The sequence below is a fragment of the Kitasatospora sp. NPDC093806 genome, assembly GCF_040683335.1.
In the GTDB taxonomy this organism is placed as follows: domain Bacteria; phylum Actinomycetota; class Actinomycetes; order Streptomycetales; family Streptomycetaceae; genus Kitasatospora.
On record NZ_JBFBDO010000137.1, the window covers coordinates 1 to 17,574 of the forward strand.

Sequence of the window (17,574 nt, forward strand, 5' to 3'; positions counted from 1 at the left end):
CGGGCCGCCGCGCCGCGCTGGCGCGCGCTCACCCCGCGCGAGCGCGAACGCCGCCTCGACGCGCTCGCCGACCTGATCGAGCGCCACCTCACCGAGTACACCGTGCTGGAGCAGGCCGGCACCGGCAAGCCCGAGGCGGAGGCGGCCACCGAGATACGCGAGGTCGCCGACCTGATCCGGTTCTCGGCCGGCGCCGCCCGGGCCGGCACCGCCCCCGCCGCCGGCCGCTACCTGCCCGGGCACGAGAGCTGGGTGCGCTGGGAGCCGGTCGGCGTGGTCGCGGCCGTCGTCCCGTGGAACTACCCGCTGCTGATGGCCGCCTGGCGCTGCGCCCCCGCCCTGGCCGCCGGGAACACCGTCGTCGTCAAACCCGCCGAGACCACCCCCGACTCGGCCGCGCTGCTCGCCGCCCACGCCGCCGAGGCCCTCGGCGAGGACGTGCTCACCGCCCTGCCCGGCGACCGGGAGACCGGGCGGCTGCTGGTCGCCGCCGACGTCGACCTGATCGCCTTCACCGGTAGCGCGGCCGCCGGCGCCGACATCGCCGCCCGGGCCGGCCACCGCCGGGTCAGCCTCGAACTCGGCGGCAACGCCCCGGTCCTGGTGCTGCCCGACGCACCCGGTCACACCTGGTCCGCACTCGCCGACGCCTGCACCTACAACGCCGGCCAGAGCTGCGCCGCCCCGGCCCGGGTCATCACCCTCACCGAGAACTACGAACAGACCGTCACCGCCCTCGCCGCCGCGCTAGCCGCCCGCGAGTCCGGCCGCGACTTCGGCCCGCTCAACAACCCCGACCAGGCCGCCCGCTACGACCGCCTCCTCGCCGCCTCGGCCGCCAAGCGCTCGTTCCCCGCCCCCGGCCGCGGCGACGGCCTCTGGCGCCCGGCCCGGCTGCTCGCGGACCTGCCGGCGGACGACCCGGCCGTGGTCGAGGAGGTCTTCGGCCCGCTGCTGACCGTCCAGCACGCCCCGACCGCCGACGCCGCCCTCGCCCTCGCCAACGGCGTCCCGCAGGCCCTCGCCGCCAGCGTCTGGACCCGCGACCTCACCACCGCCCTGGACCTCACCGCCCGCCTGCACGCCGGCGAGACCTGGATCAACTGCCACCTCGCCCAGACCGCCGAACTCCCCCACAGCGGCCGCGCCGCCTCCGGCCAGGGCACCGACCTCTCCCCCCTCGCCCTCCACGAGTACCAGCGCCCCAAGACCGTCACCGCCCGCCTCTGAGTACCTCGGCCCGGGGAACTGAGTACTCGCACCCTGATCGAGGGGGCCGGTGTCGGCGCAGGATCGGGGGCATGACGAATGGTTCCTCGCGCGGGGCGGCCGGGTGGTACCGGGCTCCGTTGGTGTCGACGACGGTGATCGTGCTCTGCCTGCCGGTGCTGATGTTCCTCCGCGGGATGGCGGAGATGGGGCTCGACCCCTGCTCCTCGGAGCCGGGGTCGTGCCCGCTCACGCACGGGGCGCTGGCGTTCGCGGACGGGTGTCTGTGGGCCCTGCCGGTGCTGCTGGTGGTGCAGTGGCCGGTGGCCTACCTGGCGCGACCGGCCCGGGTGCCGGCCGCGCTGCTGCCGGGGGTGGCGGCGCTGCTGGAGGTGATGACGGTGTTCGGGATCCAGCCGGGCCGGTGAGTCCGTCAGGCGAAGGAGGACGGGCGGCCGAGGGCGACCAGGTGGTGGTCCTTGGTGCCGACGTAGATCCGGCCCTTGTCGGTGGCGGGGACGGAGAACTTGCTGACCGTGCCGAGCGGGAAGGAGCGGCGCAGCTTGAGCGTGCCGTTCACGGGGACCGGGTCGTAGGCGCGCAGTTCGCCGCCCTCGCCGTAGGAGCCGGTGCCGGACCAGATGACCCAGACCAGCGCCGAGCCGGTGCGGGTGCCGTCCGAGGTGACGACGGGTGAGCCGGACATCTTCAGGAAGTCCTCGGCGCTGGTGCCGGCGTTGCTCAGCTGCGGGAGTCCGGCGCCGGTGACGGAGTACTTGAGGGCGCGCAGCTTGCCGAAGTTCTCGACGGTGTAGACGTAGCCGCCGTCGCCGCCCCAGACCGCCGGGTGGCCCCAGACGCCGCCGTAGGGGCCCGTGAGGCCGACGACCTTGTCGGTGCCGCCGGGGCCCTGGCCGGTGCCGCCGAGGTCGTCGCGGTCGAGCAGGAAGATCCGGCCGTCCTTGCCGACCTGGACGAGCAGCCGGGGGTGCGCGGGGGTGCCGAAGGTGGACGGGAGGGCGACCGGGCCGCCGGAGCCGAGGTCGGTGTCGCGCCGGTCGAGGGTGGCGTTGTTGGTGGGGCTGAAGAAGTCCTCGGGGGCGAAGCTGCCGTCGGCGTGGACGGCGAAGCGGATCACCGACTCGCCGAGGCCGCCGGGCGGGCGGTTGCCGGGGCCGGGGGCGGGTGAGGCGCCGGCGCCCTGGCCGTTGGCGGTGGTCAGGAAGATCCGGCCGGGGCCGTCGGAGACCAGGCCGCTGCCGGCCATCCAGATGGAGGCGCGCTGGGTGTCGGAGCCGGCGACGGTGGAGAACAGGGTGAGCTTGCGGGTGCGGGTGTCGAGGCCGGCCAGGGTTCCGATGTAGTCGCCGATGCCGCAGAGCGAGCCGAAGCCGAAGTAGAGCCGGCCGTCGAGGAGCAGCAGTCCGGGGCGCTGGAGGGAGCGGTAGGCGTTGAACGGCTTGCCGGGGGCGTTGACCGGGTCGCCCTGGACGGTGACGGGCCAGCCGCTGCGTTCGGCGCCGGTCTGGGCGTCGACGGCGTGCACGTAGTAGTGCGGGTGGTGGTCGTCGGGGCCGTCGTTGACCTTGCTGGTGAGGTAGACGGTGCCGGTCGCGGGGTCGTAGACGGGGGTGGAGGTGGTGCCGACGTTGGGGCCGGGGTCGGAGCAGCCGATGGCGGCGGAGGGCCAGGCGGGGCCCATCTCGCGGTGCCAGGTGATCCGTCCGGTGTTCGCGGCGATGCCGTAGACGTGGTTGGTCTCGGTGGCGACGACCACGGTCGGGCCGATGACCAGGGGTTGGGCGAAGACCTGGCCGTCGAGCGGGGTGGAGAAGCGGACGCCGAAGTCGGACTTGCCGACCTCGGCGGGGCTGAGCAGGGGTTCGGCGCGGTCCCAGGCGGTGCGGTCGGTGCCGAAGGAGATGGTGGTGACGTCGGCGCGGGCGCTTCCGGCGGCGAGCGGGGCGAGCAGGGCGAGGCCGGTGAGCAGCGCGGCGGCGCGCGGGAGGCGCCGGGTGGCGGAGCGGCGGGGGCGGGCGGTGCGGTCCATGGCGCCCATGGTTCGGCGGGGTGGGTCCGGTCACCAGCGGGGTGGTCCACTCGGCGGTCGGCCGTTCGCGGCGTTTCCGGGACGTGGGGCCGAAGTTGATCTATGGTCGTCGCGGCATGTTCTCCGAGTGACGGGTGGGATTGACGGTGCGGTTCGGGATCATCGGGACGGGTGGGGTCGCGCGGACCCTCGCGGACAAGCTGGTGTCGCTCGGGAACGAGGTGACGCTGGGTTCGCGGAGCAAGGACAACGAGACGGCGGTGGCCTGGGCCGAGCAGGCGGGGCCGAACGGGCACCACGGCACCTTCGCGGACGCGGCGGAGTTCGGCGAGGTGGTCCTGAACGCCACGCCGGGGACGGTGGCGCTGGAGGCGCTGCGGGCGGCGGGCGCGGAGCGGCTGGCGGGGAAGGTCCTGGTGGACGTCTCCAACCCGCTGGTGTTCTCCGCCGAGGGCGAGCTGACGCTGGACCCGGTGAACACGGACAGCGTCGGCGAGCGGATCCAGCGGGAGTTCCCGCAGGCCCGGGTGGTGAAGACACTGAACACGCTGACCGCGCCGCTGATGGTGGACCCGGCGCGGCTGGCGGGTGAGCACAACGTGTTCGTGGCCGGGGACGACGCGGCCGCGAAGGCGGAGGTGGTGGCGCTGCTGGGCACCTTCGGCTGGCCGGCGGAGTCGGTGATCGACCTGGGGGACATCGCGGGTGCCCGGGCGCTGGAGATGACGATGCCGTTCTGGATCCGGCTGATGAAGGCCTTCGGGACGGCGGAGTTCAACTACTCGTTCAGGAAGTAGCCGGACGACGCGCGCCCCGCCCCCTCCCGCTGGTCACGGGGAGGGGACGGGGCGCGCGTGCTGTGCGTCAGCCGGTAGCCGTCAGCTGTCAGCCGTCAGCAGCCGTCAGCGGCGGCCGCTGGCGGCGTGCACCCGGTCGGCCGGGTCGTCCTCGACCGGTTCCGGGGTGCCGGAGGGGCGGGGCAGCCCGGTGGCGCCCTTGTGCCGGCCGGACCGGGCGGCCTCGGCGAGCGCGAGCTGCCGGTCGGCCTCGGCCTGGATGGCGTCCTTGTCTCCGATCTCGGCGTCCGGCAGCGCGTCCGGGAGGATGTCCTCCAGCAGGCGCAGCGGCCGGTAGGCGAGGCCGAGCAGACCCCACACCGCCAGGACCAGGCCGACCAGGACGAGCAGGAGGCCGGCGCCGCGGCCCGGTCCGGTGCCGAGCACCAGGCCGACGGAGTCGGCGAGCGCGCCGCCGGGGCGCATCAGCGGCTCGAAGACGTGGTCGGAGAGCGGTCCGGCGGTGAGGAAGCCGAGCGGCATCATCGACATGGCGAGCATCTGGTTGGTGGCCAGGACGCGGCCCTGGAGCTCCATCCCGACCTTGGTCTGGATCAGCGCCATCCAGTGCGAGTTGAGGATCATCATGGCCGCCCAGAGGACGAAGAGTCCGCAGGCGGTGAGCACGGCCTCGGGGCGGCTGCCGGCGAGGACGGCGGCGAGGCCGACGACCGAGGTGAAGCCGATCATGCCGGTGGTGCGGCGGCGGGTGCCGCCCCACAACGCCATGACCAGGCCGCCGACCATGGCGCCGACGCCGCCGAGGGCGGTGATGACGCCGAGCTGCACGGCCGAGCCGCTGGCCAGGACCATCGGGGTGATCAGCACGGTGGCGACCGCGAACAGGTAGTTGAACACCACGAAGAAGACCACCATGGCGACCAGGCTGTGCCGGCGCACGATGTAGCGCCAGCCGGTGACCACCTCGCGCAGCAGCGGCTCCTCCTGCTTGTCGAACATGGCGTCCGGGAAGCGGACCAGCAGCAGGCAGGTGACGCCGGTGAGGAAGGTGGCCATGTCGAAGAGGACGACGCCGTGCAGGCCGATCAGCGAGACCAGCACGCCGCCGGCCAGCACCGCCATCATGTCGCCCGCGCCGGTGCCGAGTTGGGCGAGGCCGTTGGCCTGGCCGAGGTAGCGCTTGGGCACCAGCTGGGTGATGGAGGCCAGGTAGGCGGGGCGTTGGAAGGCCGAGCAGGTGGAGCCGATGCAGGCCACCAGGTAGATGTGCCAGATCTCCAACAGGTCGGCCCAGAGCAGCAGGCCGAGGCCGAGCATGCCGGCCGCGGCCACGGTGTCCGTGACGATCATGATCCGGCGGCGGTCGACCCGGTCGGCCACCGCGCCGGCGATCGGCAGCAGCAGGACGGCGGGCAGCACCGCGACGACCGAGATCATCGCGAAGTCGAAGGCCGAGCCGGTCTGCTGGTAGACCCAGACGCCGAGGGCGAAGGTGGAGAGGCTGGTGCCGATCATCGAGACGAACTGGCCGATCGCCACCTTGGCGAAGGTGCCCAGCTCGGTCCGGGCGGCCGGGCGCTTGTCGGCGACCGGCTCGGCGACCGTGCCGTCGGTGGTGAACCCGGCGATCACCCGGGCGAGTTCCTCGGCCTGGTGCTTGAGGAAGTAGTGCCCGGCGCGCGGGATGACGGCGAGGTCGACGGTGTCGGCGAAGTGCTCCCACTCCGTGTACCGCTCCTGGTAGAGCAGGGTGGAGCGGTCCTTCTCGCCGACCACGCAGAGGATCGGCGCGTCGAGCTTCGGCGGCCGGCCGTCCCCGTAGGCGCGGGTGTAGAACTCCTCGGCCTGGCGGACGTCGTGGCGCAGCGCCCGGACCAGGAAGTCCTGCTCGGCCTGGTCGTAGACGTCGGTGAAGCCGCCCATGGCCCGCAGGTAGTCGAGGTAGGAGCGGTTGGAGAGCATCCGGTCGCCGGGCATCTTGCGGGCCATCCACTCGGCGAACCGTCCGGGCAGCCGGGCCGCCGGGAAGGTGCCGCCGAGGGCGACGCCGCGCAGGTCGGCGCCGGCCGCCTCCAGCCGGGAGCCGAGGGCGGTGGCGAGCGCCCCGCCGAGGCAGTGACCGTAGACCAGCACCGGGCCGTCGACCTTCTCCATCACCTGGGCGGTCAGCGTGTCGGCGAGCGCGTCGAGTTCGGCGAGTTCGTCGTCGGGGCGGCTCGGGTCGTGGCCGGGCAGTTCGACGGCGTACAGCCGGTGGCCCGCCGGCAGGGCGTCGGCGAGCGGCTGGAAGGTGATCGGGCTGCCGCCGCCGTAGGGCACGCAGACCACGTTGATCTTCGCCGGGGCGTTGCCGCGGGTGAGCTTGTGTACCAGGCTGCGCGGGCCCTCGTCGGCGGTGCCGCCGGCCCGGGCGTCGAGCAGGGCGGCGAGTTCGCGGACGGTGGGCTGCTGGAACAGGTCGATGACCGAGAGGCTCTTGCTGATCAGCCGGACGACGTGCACGGCGGAGAAGGAGTCGCCGCCGAGCGCGAAGAAGTCGTCGGCCGCGCCGACCTCGTCGACGGCGAGCACCTGCCGGTAGGCCGCGGCCACCGTGTGCTCGGTCTCGGTGGTCAGCTCGCCGCCGCCGGAGACCGGCTGGACGGCGACCGGCTCGGGCAGGGCGGCCCGGTCGACCTTGCCGTTGGCGTTCAGCGGCAGGGCGTCCAGGACGACCAGGGCGGCCGGCACCATGTAGTCGGGCAGCCGGGTGCGCAACGCGGCGCGCAGCTCGCCCGGTTCGGGCGCGGCGGCCGGGTCGGCCGGGACGAGGTAGCCGACCAGGGAGCGGGCGGCGCCCTCGCCGCGGGCGACCACGACGGCCTCGCGCACCTCGGGACGGGCGGTCAGTTCGGCCTCGACCTCGCCGATCTCGACCCGGAAGCCGCGGATCTTGACCTGGTGGTCGATCCGGCCGAGGAACTCGATGGCGCCGTCCGGGCGGCGGCGGACCAGGTCGCCGGTGCGGTAGCAGCGGCGGCCGTCCACCTCCAGGAAGCGTTCGGCGGTGAGGTCGTCGCGGCCGAGGTAGCCGCGGGCCACGCCGCCGCCGGAGACGTACAGCTCGCCGGGGACGCCGACCGGGACGGGCCTGCGGCGGGCGTCCAGGACGTGCGCGCCGACGTTGCCGAAGGGCCGGCCGAGCGGCGCGGTGGCCGCGTCGCCGAGGTCGGCGGGCACGGGCGTGCCGAGCATCGAGACGGTGGTCTCGGTGGGCCCGTAGTGGTTGTGCAGCGGCAGGTCGGGGCGGGCGGCGCGGATCCGGGCGACCAGGTCGGGCCGCAGTGCCTCGCCGGCGCAGATCAGCAGCCGGGCGGGGAGGATCCCGCCGAGGCCGGTGCCGTGCGCGGCCAGGCCCTCCAGGTGGCTGGGGACCAGCTTCATGGCGTCGATCCGGTGCTCGGCCGCGTAGGCGGCGAAGGCCTCCGGGTCGGTGGCCTGGTCGCGGGTGAGCAGGTGCAGGCAGCCGCCGCCGGTGAGGGCGCCGAACACGTTGGTGGTGCCGAGGTCGGCGGCGAAGGTGGAGACCAGGGCCCAGTTCCAGCCCTGCTGGTCGCCGCCGATCCGCTCGCGCAGGCCGTGCAGGTAGTTGCGGTAGTTGCGGTGCTCGACGGCGACGCCCTTGGGGGCGCCGGTGGAGCCGGAGGTGAAGATCAGGTAGCAGAGGTGCTCGGGGCGGACGTCCGTCTCGGGCGCGTCGGGGCGCCGTTCGGCGCCGGGTACCAGCACCGGGAGGTCGGTGGCGAGCCGGTCGCGCAGGTCGTCGGTGGTGACGACGGCGGCGGCCCCGGCGGCGGCGAGCAGGCCGTGGATGCGCTCGTCCGGGTAGACCGGGTCGAGCGGCAGGTAGGCGCCGCCGGCCTTGAGGATGCCGAGCATGCCGACGACCAGGGCGGCGGAGCGCTCGACCAGCAGGCCGACCGGGCGGTCCGGGCCGACGCCGTGTTCGCGCAGCCGGTGGGCCAGCGCGTTGGCGCGCTGGTCGAGTTCGGCGTAGCTGAGGACGCCGTCGGCACCGCGGACGGCGGGCGCGTCCGGGGTGCGGCGGGCCTGTTCCTCGACCAGGCCGTGCAGGGTGCCGCCGAGGTCCCAGCCGCGCAGGGTGTCCGACCAGTCGTCGAGTTGGCGCTGCTCGGACGGGGTGAGCAGGGGCAGGTCGGCGAGCGCCCGGTCGGGGGCCTCGGTCATCGCGTCGAGCACGGTGGTGAGGTGGCCGAGGACGCGGCGGATGGTGGCCTCGTCGTACAGCTCGGTGCGCCAGACCAGGTCGGCGGCGAGGTCGGCGCCGGTGTCGACGACAGCCACCGAGAGGTCGAACTTGGCGGTGTCGGTGCCGATCGGCCGCCAGCCGACGGTGTGGCCGGGCAGCTCGGGGCGGGCCTCGGCCTGGTTGTGGACGTTGAGCAGGACCTGGAAGAGCGGGGTGTGGGCGAGTTCGCGTTCCAGGCCGAGCGCGTCGATCAGCCGCTCGAACGGCAGGTCCTGGTGGGAGTAGGCGCCGAGGGTGGCGTCCTTGACCCGGTCCAGGAGCTGGCGGACCGTCGGGTCGCCGGAGAGGTCGGTGCGCATCGCCAGGGTGTTGACGAAGCAGCCGACCAGCGGTTCGGTCTCGCTGCGGGTGCGCCCGGCGATCGGGGTGCCGACGGTGACGTCCTCGCTGCCGCTGTACCGGCCGAGGACGGTCTGCAGGGCGGCGAGCAGCACCATGTAGACGGTGCTGCCGGTCTGTTCGGCGAGGGCCCGGATCCGGCGGGTGCGCTCGGTGCCGAGTTCGGCGGTGAACCGGGCGCCCCGGGTGTCGGCGACGGCCGGCCGGGGCCGGTCGGTGGGCACGGTGACGGTGGCGGTGGCGCCGCGCAGCCGCTCCTGCCACCAGGCCTGCTGGCGGTCGAGTTCGGCGGCGAGCTCGGTCTGCTGCCAGTGCGCGACGTCGGCGTACTGGACCGGCAGCGGGGTGAAGGCGGGCTCGGCACCGGTGCGGCGGGCCGCGTAGGCGGTGGCGAGGTCGGTGAACAGGACGCCGATCGACCAGCCGTCGGAGGCGATGTGGTGCAGCACCAGGCTGAGCACGCTGCCGTCGCCGGTGCGCAGCAGGGCGGCGCGCAGCGGCAGGTCGGCGGCCAGGTCGAAGGGGCGGCGGGCCTCGGCCTCCAGCCAGGCGTCGACCTCGTCGGCGGGGACGTCGGCGGTGGCGAGGGTGAGCCGGTCGGCGGGCAGCGGTTCGGGGCGGACCTCGCCGTCGACGACCGGGTAGACGGTGCGCAGCACCTCGTGCCGGGCGAGGACGTCGGTGAGGGCGGCGCCGAGGGCGGCCGGGTCGGGTTCGCCGTCGATGTGCAGGGCGAGCGGGATGTGGTAGGCGGCGCTGTCCGGCTCGTACTGGGCGAGGAACCACATCCGGCGCTGGGCCGAGGAGAGCGGCACCGGGGTGCCCGCGGGGCGCGGGGCGATGGTGTGGCGCTCGGGGCCGGTGCCGGCCGCGGCGGCGGCCTTGGCGGCCTTGGCCTTGGCGAGGCGGCGGCGGAGCAGTTCCTGGCGCCGGGCGTCCGGGTCCGGAGCGGGCCCGGTGATGGGCTGGTCGGTCATGCGGTCTCCCCCGTTCGGGCGCCGGTTGCACCGGCGGCCGGGTCGTCGGCCGGGTTCGAGAACTCGCCTGCTGCTGCGGCGAGTTCACTCTCATCGAACTCGGTGTCGAATTCAGTGTCGTCCAGTTCGTCGAGGAGCTGGTCCTCGACGCGCCGGGCCAGGGCGGCCAGCGTGCGCGCCTCGAAGACGACGCGCAGCGGCAGTTCGGTCTCGAAGGTGTCGCGGATCCGGGCGAGCAGCCTGGTGGCGAGCAGCGAGTGGCCGCCGAGGGCGAAGAAGTCGTCGTGCCGGGAGACCCGTTCGACCTTGAGGACCTCGATCCACAGGTCGGCCAGGAGCTCCTCGCAGTCACCCTGCGGCGGGGCGCCGACGCCGCCGAGCTGCGGGACGGGCAGCGCGGCCCGGTCGACCTTGCCGCTGGGGGTCAGCGGCAGCGCGTCGAGCAGGACCAGCGCGGCGGGCACCATGTAGTCGGGCAGCCGGTCGGTGAGGACGGTGCGCAGCGCGTCCTCGGTGAGGCCGGCGGCGACGGCGTAGCCGGCCAGCACCGGTCCGGCCGGGGTCTCGACCAGCCGGGCGGCGCCGGCGGTGACCCCGGGGACGGCGGTGAGCGCGGCCTCGATCTCGCCGAGCTCGATCCGGAAGCCGCGCAGCTTGATCTGGGCATCGATCCGGCCGTGGTACTCCAGCCGGCCGTCGGCGCGGCGGCAGGCGAGGTCGCCGGTGCGGTACATCGGCGCGCCGTCGGGGCGGCCGGGTTCGGCGGTGAACCGCTCGGCGGTGAGGTCGGGCCGGCCGTGGTAGCCGAGGGCGACACCGGCGCCGGCGATGCACAGCTCGCCGATGCCGTTGACCGGGACGGGCCGGCCGCCGGAGTCGAGCAGGTGCAGCCGGGTGTTGGCGATGGGTGCGCCGAGGGCCACCACGCCGCCGTGGGCGGCGAGTTCGGGGGTGACCCGCTGGACGGTGGACCAGACGGTGGTCTCGGTCGGCCCGTACAGGTTCCAGAGCGTGCCGACCCGGCCGAGCAGTGCCTGGGCGAGGTCGGCGGTGAGTGCCTCGCCGCCGCACAGGGCGGTCAGGCCGGGGCGGCCGGCCCAGTCGGCGTCCAGCAGCATCCGCCAGGTGGCGGGGGTGGCCTGGAGGTGGGTGACGCCCTGCTTGTCCAGCCAGCCGGCCAGCGCGGGGCCGTCGGTGGCGGTGGCGCGGTCGGCGATCTCCACCCGGGCGCCGGTGACCAGCGGCAGCCACAGTTCCAGGCCGGCGATGTCGAAGGTGACGGTGGTGACGGCGGCCATCACGTCCTGCCCGGTGAGGCCGGGTTCGCGGCCCATCGAGGTGAGGAAGTTGACGATCGCGCGGTGCGGGACGGCGACGCCCTTGGGCCGGCCGGTGGAGCCCGAGGTGTACAGCAGGTAGGCGGGGTCCTCCGGGCCGACGGTGACGGCGGGGGCCTCGGCGGGGGCGGCGGCGTGCTCGGGGCCGTCCACCAGGACGACCTCCCGGCCGTGCAGCAGTTCGTCGCCGGCGGTGGCGGTCTCGGCGACCAGCAGGGTGACCCCGGCGTCGTCGAGGACGCCCCGGTTGCGGGCGAGCGGCTGGTCGACGTCGAGCGGCAGGTAGGCGGCGCCGCTGCGGAGCACGCCGAGCAGGGCGGCGGGCAGCAGCCGGCCGCGCCGGACGGCGACCGCGACCAGGCCGCCGGGGCCCGCGCCGCGGGCGGCCAGCAGGTGGGCCAGCCGGTCGGCGGCGGCGTCGAGTTCGGCGTACGTCAGGGTGCCGTCGGCGGCCGACACGGCGGGCGCGTCGGGGGTGCGGGCGGCCTGGGCGGCGACCAGCTGGTGCAGCCGGGCGTCCGGGATCGGCGCCTCGGTGCGGTTGACCGGTTCGTCGGCGGCGAGCTCGGGCGCGGTGAGCATGGCCAGCTCGCCGAGCGGGCGGTCGGGGTCGGCGAGGGCGGCGCCGAGCAGCGCGACCAGGTGGTCGAGCACCGCCTCGACGGAGCGCGCCTCGTAGCGGGAGGTGCGGTACTCGGCGGACAGCAGCGGGCCGTCGACCGGGAACTCCAGGAACAGCGAGAGGTCGGTCTTGGCGGTGCTGTTGCACACCTCGGCGACGAAGGTCAGGTCGAGGCCGGGCAGCCGGACGCCGGGCACCGGGTGGTTCTGCACCGCGAGCAGCACCTGGGAGATCGGCGAGGCGGTGAGGCCGGCCGAGCCGCCGTACCGGCGGGCGTGGTCGACGAACGGGTGGCCGCTGTGCTCGGCGGCCTCCAGCACGGCCGGGCGGACCCGGGCGAGCAGCTCGCGGAAGGTGTCGCCGCCGGCCACGTCGAAGCGCAGCGCGACGGTGTTGATCAGCGAGCCGACGACGTCCTCCAGCTCGGGCACCGGGCGGACCGCGAACGGGCTGATCACCGCGACGTCGGTGCGGCCGGTGTAGCGGTGCAGCACGCCGCCGAGCGCGGCGAGCACCGCCATGTAGAGGCTGGCGCCCTCCTGGGCGGCCCACTTCTCGGCGCCCTTGACCAGGGCGGTGTCCAGCCGGCGGGCGATCCGGCGGCCGGCCGTGTCCTGCGGGTTGGGGTGCGGGCGGTCGCCGGGCAGGTGCTGTTCGGCGTCGATGCCGGCCAGCCGCTCGGCCCAGCGCCGGGCGGCCTCCCGGCCGGCCTCGACGTTGCGCTCCTCCCAGCGGGCGACGTCGGAGGACTGGAGCGCGGGCTCGGGCAGTTCGCCGTCCCGGTAGGCGCGGGCGACCTCGGCGAGCAGCAGACCGGCCGCCCAGCCGTCGGTGGCGCCGTGGTGGACGGTGAGCAGCAGCTCGTGCCGGTCCGGTCCGGTGCGCACGGCGAGGGCGCGCAGCAGCCGGCCCTCGGCGGGGTCGAGCGGGCGGGCGGCCTCGGCGCGCAGCGCGGTGTCCAGGGCCTGCTCGTCGGCGCCGGTGAGGTCGAGCAGCGGGACCTCGACGGCGTACGGCGGGCGGATCTCGACGCGGACCTCGTCGCCCCACGAGCCGGTCGACGGCGCGGCGCCGCGCAGCGCGGTGCGCAGCACCTCGTGGCGGCGGACCACTTCGGTCAGCGCGCGGCCGAGGGCCTCCCGGTCGAGGGTGCCCTCGGCGCGGATGCGCAGCGGCACGTTGTACATCGGGGTGCCGGTGTGGACGGACTCGTGCAGCCACAGCTCGCGCTGGAACTGGGTGGCGGCGGGCGGCAGTTGCGCGTCCCGCCGCGGCGGCGCGACGGACGGCCGGCCGCCCCCGCCGTTGGCCGCCCGGACGGCCAGCGCGGCGACGGTCGGCGCGGCGAAGAACTCGGCGAGCGGCACCCGGGTGCCGAACTCGCGCTCGATCCGGGCGAGCAGTCCGGCGGCGAGCAGCGAGTGGCCGCCGAGGTCGAGGAAGACGTCGTGCACGCCGACCTCGGGGAGGCCGAGCAGGGTCTGCCAGATCTCGGCGATCCGGGTCTCGACGGGGGTGCGCGGGGCGACGAACAGCTCGTGGTCGGCGCGGCTGCGGGCGACCGGGGGCAGCGCCTTGCGGTCGGTCTTGCCGTTCGGGGTGAGCGGCAGCTCGGCCAGCACGGCGACGGCCAGCGGGACCATGTAGCCGGGCAGCGCGGCGGCGCAGTGGGCGCGCAGCTCGGCCGGGGTCGGCTCGGCGAGGCCGGCCGAGGCGGGCGCGGGCTGGACGAAGGCGGCCAGGTAGTCGCCGGCCTCGTCGCGCTGGACGACGGCGGCCGCGGCCTCGACCGCGGGGTGGGCGGCGAGCACCGCCTCGATCTCGCCCAGCTCGACCCGGAAGCCGCGGACCTTCACCTGGTGGTCGACCCGCCCGTGGTACTCCAGGTTGCCGTCGGGCAGCCGGCGGACCAGGTCGCCGGTGCGGTAGCAGCGCAGGCCGTCGACGTGGACGAAGCGCTCCTCGGTGAGGTCGGGGCGGCCGTGGTAGCCGCGGGCCAGGCCCTCGCCGGACAGGTACAGCTCGCCGATGCCGCCGTCGGGCACGGGTATCCGCTGCTCGTCCAGGACGTGGCCGAGGGTGCCGTCGAGCGGGCGGCCGATCACCGGCTCGCCGCTCTCGTCGCGGCCGACCAGCGCCCAGGTGGAGTAGACGGTGTCCTCGGTGGGGCCGTACAGGTTGTAGAGGCGCTCGACGTGCGGCTGGGCGTAGACCTTGTCGGCCAGGTGCCGGGGCAGCGCCTCGCCGGCCAGGTTGACCACGCGCACGCCGCCCGGCAGACCCCCGCCGCCGGGAAGGCCGTCGCCGCGCAGCAGCGCCGCCATCGCGCTGGGCACGGTGTTGACCAGGGTGACCTCGTCCCGGGCGGGCAGCTCGGGGAGGGCGAGGACGTTCTCGGCGACCACGACGGTGCCGCCGACGGCGAGCGGGAGGAACAGCTCGTACACCGAGATGTCGAAGCAGACCGAGGTGCCGAACAGCACGCCGGCCAGGTCGGCGGCGGTGTAGGTGCCGGCGGCCCAGCGGAGCATCGCGTTGACGCCGTGCTGGGTGACCGCGACACCCTTGGGGCGGCCGGTGGAGCCGGAGGTGTAGAGCACGTAGGCGAGCGCGTCGGCGGTGGTGTCGCCGGGGGCGTTCGGGGCGAGCGGGGCGGCGGTGGTGTCGCCGTCGATGTGCAGGAGGGTGGCGCCCGCCTCGGCCAGCAGGTGCTCGTGGGCGCGGTCGGTGATCACGACGGGCGCCTGCGCGTCGCCGATCACCAGCTCCAGGCGGTCGCGCGGGTACGCCGGGTCGAGCGGGACGTACGCGCCGCCGGCCCGCAGCACCGCCAGCACGCCGACCACGAGGTCCGCGGTGCGCGGCAGGCAGACCCCGACCAGCGTCTCGGCCCGGACCCCGGCGGCGGCCAGGCGGCCCGCCACCGCGTCGACCGCCACGCCCAGTTCACGGTAGGTCAGCCGGCGCGTGCCGTCGATCACGGCGGTGGCGTCCGGTGTGCGTCTGACCTGAGCGGCGACCAGTTCGGCCAGCGACGCTGCCGGATCCAGTGGAGGAAGTCCCGTCGAACTCATCAACTCTCCTGAGGGGTGCTGCTGCACCGACTTGTGGTCGGCGAGAAATGAGCGGTGTGCCCTCGGAGATGGTGGGGTAAAGATCTTCGAATGACCAGCACATTTCCGTCACTCGTTCGATATGCCGGAAAGATCACCTCCGTCGCACTCGTCAGCGGTGCGCGGGAGTGACAGTTCGTCGGCGATTTCCTACGGATTGTCAGGCCCCTTGGCATCGGGAGCGCGGGCCGCTACGTTCTTCTCCAACGGTCCGTCAGATGCACCCCGTCACGTCCGGTCCGGGCCCCCGGCGGATCCTTGACCCAGGAATTGTCGGAGTCCAGTCATTTTCAGGCCATCCTGGCGCCCCCGAGGGCGGAGGGCGGCGGGCGTGCCTCCACGGTCGGTCACCCACGGTCCCGAACGCCTGGGGCACCGGCCGCCTCCTGGCCCCAATCCGCCCTCCGGGACGTCCGGGAAAACGACAAACGCGGCCGTTCCGGGCGTCCTGAGGACACCCCGAACGGCCGCGCGTGCGCGACGGACGCGTCAGGAACCGACGGTCGGCACCCCCGGCACGGCCACCTGGCCCGGCCGGAACGCCAGCCGGACCACCATCGCCGCCCGGGCCTGCTGCATCCCCGTCAGCCGCCACACCACCAGCACCACCAGCACCGCGGCCACCGCACGCAGGGCGCTCGCCGCGATCTCCCACTGCAGCGCGCTCCGCACCTCCTCGAACGCCGCGCTCCGGCCCATCGCCTCGGACGCCACACTCCGACTCACCACGGAGGCGACCCGCCCCAGCACCAGCGAGCCGACCCAGCTCACCCACCAGGTCGACACCAGCGCCTGCGACACGATCCGGCGCTGCCCCTCCGCGTCGACCGGAGCGCTGGCCTGCCAGCAGTCCACCACCAGCCGCCACGGGAACCACAGGTTGACCACCGGCGTGAACCAGGCCCCGACGGCCCAGCCCGAGCTGTGCTTGTGCCCGTGCGGCGCGAACAGGTCGGCGTTGGCCCGGATCCGCTGGAACCAGAGGACGAACAGGACGGCCGTCGCCACCAGGGTGAGCACCGAGAGCCCAGCCGTCAGGGACCAGAGCGACTCCAACGCGTCCAGCGCGTCGAACGCCTCCGTGTCGGCCCCGTCGGCGAGCACCGCGTCGACCGCCCGGAGCCCGAACACATCACTCACCAGCAGCGCCAGCGCGAGCAGCCCGCTCAGCACCAGCAGCACGGTGACCGCCACCGCGAGCCCCTGGGCCGAGCGGTAGTCCCGCGGCCAGTTCGGCGCCGCCTCCGCGCAGGCGAAGCAGCGCGCGCTCTCCCCCGCCACCGGCCGCGCCCCGCACACCACACACACCATCGACACCGCTCCCCCGCTCGAAGATCCCATCCGGACGACGGGCGGGCCGACTCTAGGGGCTCCCGGGGACCGGCCGCCACTCGCTTTTCCGGCATCGCCCCAGGCCAGGGCGGGTATCACGGCGTTTGTCGGGATCATCCCGGCCCGGTGTGGAGCCGGTGCCGGGCCGGTGACCGGTCGATGGATGACCGGTGGGCGACCGTTGTCCCGCGAGGCGCCAGAATGGACCCCATGTCCCGACGCCGCTCCGCGCCCCGCGCCACCGCGCCCGCGCCCCGCCTGCTCCCCTCCTCCCCCTGCCCGTGCGGCCTGCCCGGCACGTACGGCGAGTGCTGCGGCCGGCTGCACCGCGGCCAGGCCGCCGCGACCACCGCCGAGGCGCTGATGCGCTCGCGGTTCAGCGCCTTCGCCGCCCACGACGAGGCCTACCTGCTGCGCAGCTGGCACCCCGACACCCGGCCGGACACCGTCGACTTCGACCCGGGCCTGCGCTGGGTCCGGCTGGAGGTGCTCTCCACCACCGAGGGCGGGCCGTTCCACACCGAGGGCACGGTGGCCTTCCGGGCCCACTACACCGACGGTCCGGAGGAGGGCGCGCTGACCGAGCACAGCCGGTTCGTCCGGCACGAGGGCGCCTGGGTATACCTGGACGCCCTCTCACTCGACTGACCCGCCCCGCTTCCGGCCGCCGTCCCTACAGATAGTCGTCGAGGCGGGCCAGCGCGAAGCCCTGCGCCGTGACCTCGTCGACGACCTTGCGCAGCAGGTCCGGCATGCTGCCCTTCCACAGGTCGGTGCCGCGGAAGTGAGTGAGGATGATGTCGCCCGGGTGGAGCCGCTGGTCCTCGTAGCGGTACTCGATCCGGTCCGGGAACGCCTCCTCGTTCCAGAGCGGCACCGCCTCGATGCCGCAGGAGCCGGCCGCCCGCAGGGTGTCCGCGTTGTACTCGCCGTACGGGGGCCGGAACAGCCGGGGGCGGGCGCCGATCTGGTCCTCCAGCTGGTCCTGCTGGCGGCAGATCTCCTCGCGCTGGGTGCCGTAGTCGAGGACCTTGAGGTTGCGGTGGTTGATGGTGTGGTTGTTCACCGCGTCGCCCTGGGCGGCCAGCTGCCGGAAGTAGCCGTAGTCGGAGCGGGCCAGGTAGTCGGCGACGAAGGTGGAGAGCGGGATGCCCAGCTCGGCGGCCATCCGGTTGAACTCCGGGTCCTTCTCCGCGCCGTCGTCCACGGTGAGGAAGACGATCTTCTCCTCGGTGGGCACCCGGTAGACCACCGGGGGCAGCCCGTCCGCGAGCTTCACGCCCTGCGCGGCCCGCAGCTCGGGCCGGCTCGCCGGACGCGGCGGCGCCGGCAGCGGCGACTCGGCCAGCCCCCACCGCCGCGCGGTCTCCAGCGCCGTCCGGGCGGTCCGCTCCTTGCGGGCCACCGCCTCGCTGCTGGTCTCCTCCTCGGCCCGGGCCAGGCCCGGCAGCGACAGCGGCACCGCCGGCGGCCGCGGCCCCCCGCGCTC

The 17,574-nt window shown here is 74.8% G+C and carries 9 protein-coding genes; 4 read left to right on the forward strand and 5 right to left on the reverse strand.

Annotated features, from left to right (window positions below; all coding sequences use genetic code 11):
* Both AB0N76_RS35825 and AB0N76_RS35830 read left to right on the forward strand, forming a co-directional pair.
* On the forward strand, positions 1 to 1,230 hold a 1,230-nt coding region (locus AB0N76_RS35825; protein WP_363564588.1), incomplete at its 5' end, for an aldehyde dehydrogenase family protein.
* 71 nt (positions 1,231 to 1,301) lie between these two features.
* The gene (locus tag AB0N76_RS35830) at positions 1,302 to 1,637 is read left to right on the forward strand and encodes a hypothetical protein (protein ID WP_363564590.1); all 336 of its coding nucleotides are present in this window, start codon (positions 1,302 to 1,304) and stop codon (positions 1,635 to 1,637) included.
* Positions 1,638 to 1,642: 5 nt separating this feature from the next.
* Here the strand turns inward: AB0N76_RS35830 and AB0N76_RS35835 are convergent, their stop codons facing one another.
* Entirely contained in the window at positions 1,643 to 3,259 is a 1,617-nt protein-coding gene (locus AB0N76_RS35835; RefSeq protein WP_363564592.1) for a PQQ-binding-like beta-propeller repeat protein, read from the reverse strand.
* 146 nt (positions 3,260 to 3,405) lie between these two features.
* Between AB0N76_RS35835 and AB0N76_RS35840 the strand changes: the two genes are divergently transcribed.
* Complete coding sequence (locus tag AB0N76_RS35840; RefSeq protein WP_363564594.1) at positions 3,406 to 4,056, forward strand: NAD(P)-binding domain-containing protein; 651 nt, start codon at positions 3,406 to 3,408, stop codon at positions 4,054 to 4,056.
* A gap of 105 nt (positions 4,057 to 4,161) precedes the next feature.
* On the opposite strand, the gene AB0N76_RS35845 is transcribed toward AB0N76_RS35840, so the two are convergent.
* The 3 genes from AB0N76_RS35845 to AB0N76_RS35855 all read right to left on the reverse strand — a co-directional run bounded on the left by AB0N76_RS35845 (position 4,162) and on the right by AB0N76_RS35855 (position 16,064).
* Positions 4,162 to 9,681 carry an amino acid adenylation domain-containing protein gene (locus AB0N76_RS35845; protein WP_363564596.1) on the reverse strand — a complete coding sequence of 1,840 codons (5,520 nt, stop codon included), beginning with the start codon at positions 9,679 to 9,681 and terminating at the stop codon, positions 4,162 to 4,164.
* Positions 9,678 to 14,714, reverse strand: a complete 5,037-nt coding sequence (locus tag AB0N76_RS35850; protein WP_363564598.1) for an amino acid adenylation domain-containing protein — start codon at positions 14,712 to 14,714, stop codon at positions 9,678 to 9,680. The genes AB0N76_RS35845 and AB0N76_RS35850 overlap by 4 nt, the downstream gene beginning before the upstream one ends.
* 528 nt (positions 14,715 to 15,242) lie before the next feature.
* Entirely contained in the window at positions 15,243 to 16,064 is an 822-nt protein-coding gene (locus AB0N76_RS35855) for a DUF4328 domain-containing protein (RefSeq protein ID WP_363564600.1), read from the reverse strand.
* 231 nt (positions 16,065 to 16,295) lie between these two features.
* On the opposite strand from AB0N76_RS35855, the gene AB0N76_RS35860 reads away from it, so the two are divergent.
* Positions 16,296 to 16,733 carry a YchJ family metal-binding protein gene (locus AB0N76_RS35860; protein ID WP_363564602.1) on the forward strand — a complete coding sequence of 146 codons (438 nt, stop codon included), beginning with the start codon at positions 16,296 to 16,298 and terminating at the stop codon, positions 16,731 to 16,733.
* A gap of 25 nt (positions 16,734 to 16,758) precedes the next feature.
* Here AB0N76_RS35860 and AB0N76_RS35865 read toward each other — a convergent pair.
* On the reverse strand, positions 16,759 to 17,574 hold an 816-nt coding region (locus AB0N76_RS35865), incomplete at its 5' end, for a polysaccharide deacetylase family protein (protein ID WP_363564604.1).

Excerpts from the sequence above, each read along its gene's own strand:
- AB0N76_RS35830 (WP_363564590.1), top strand. The coding sequence starts at position 1,302 with ATGACGAATGGTTCCTCGCGCGGGGCGGCCGGGTGGTACCGGGCTCCG.
- AB0N76_RS35835 (WP_363564592.1), bottom strand. The coding sequence starts at position 3,259 with ATGGACCGCACCGCCCGCCCCCGCCGCTCCGCCACCCGGCGCCTCCCG.
- AB0N76_RS35845 (WP_363564596.1), bottom strand. The coding sequence starts at position 9,681 with ATGACCGACCAGCCCATCACCGGGCCCGCTCCGGACCCGGACGCCCGG.
- AB0N76_RS35850 (WP_363564598.1), bottom strand. The coding sequence starts at position 14,714 with ATGAGTTCGACGGGACTTCCTCCACTGGATCCGGCAGCGTCGCTGGCC.
- AB0N76_RS35855 (WP_363564600.1), bottom strand. The coding sequence starts at position 16,064 with ATGGTGTGTGTGGTGTGCGGGGCGCGGCCGGTGGCGGGGGAGAGCGCG.
- AB0N76_RS35860 (WP_363564602.1), top strand. The coding sequence starts at position 16,296 with ATGTCCCGACGCCGCTCCGCGCCCCGCGCCACCGCGCCCGCGCCCCGC.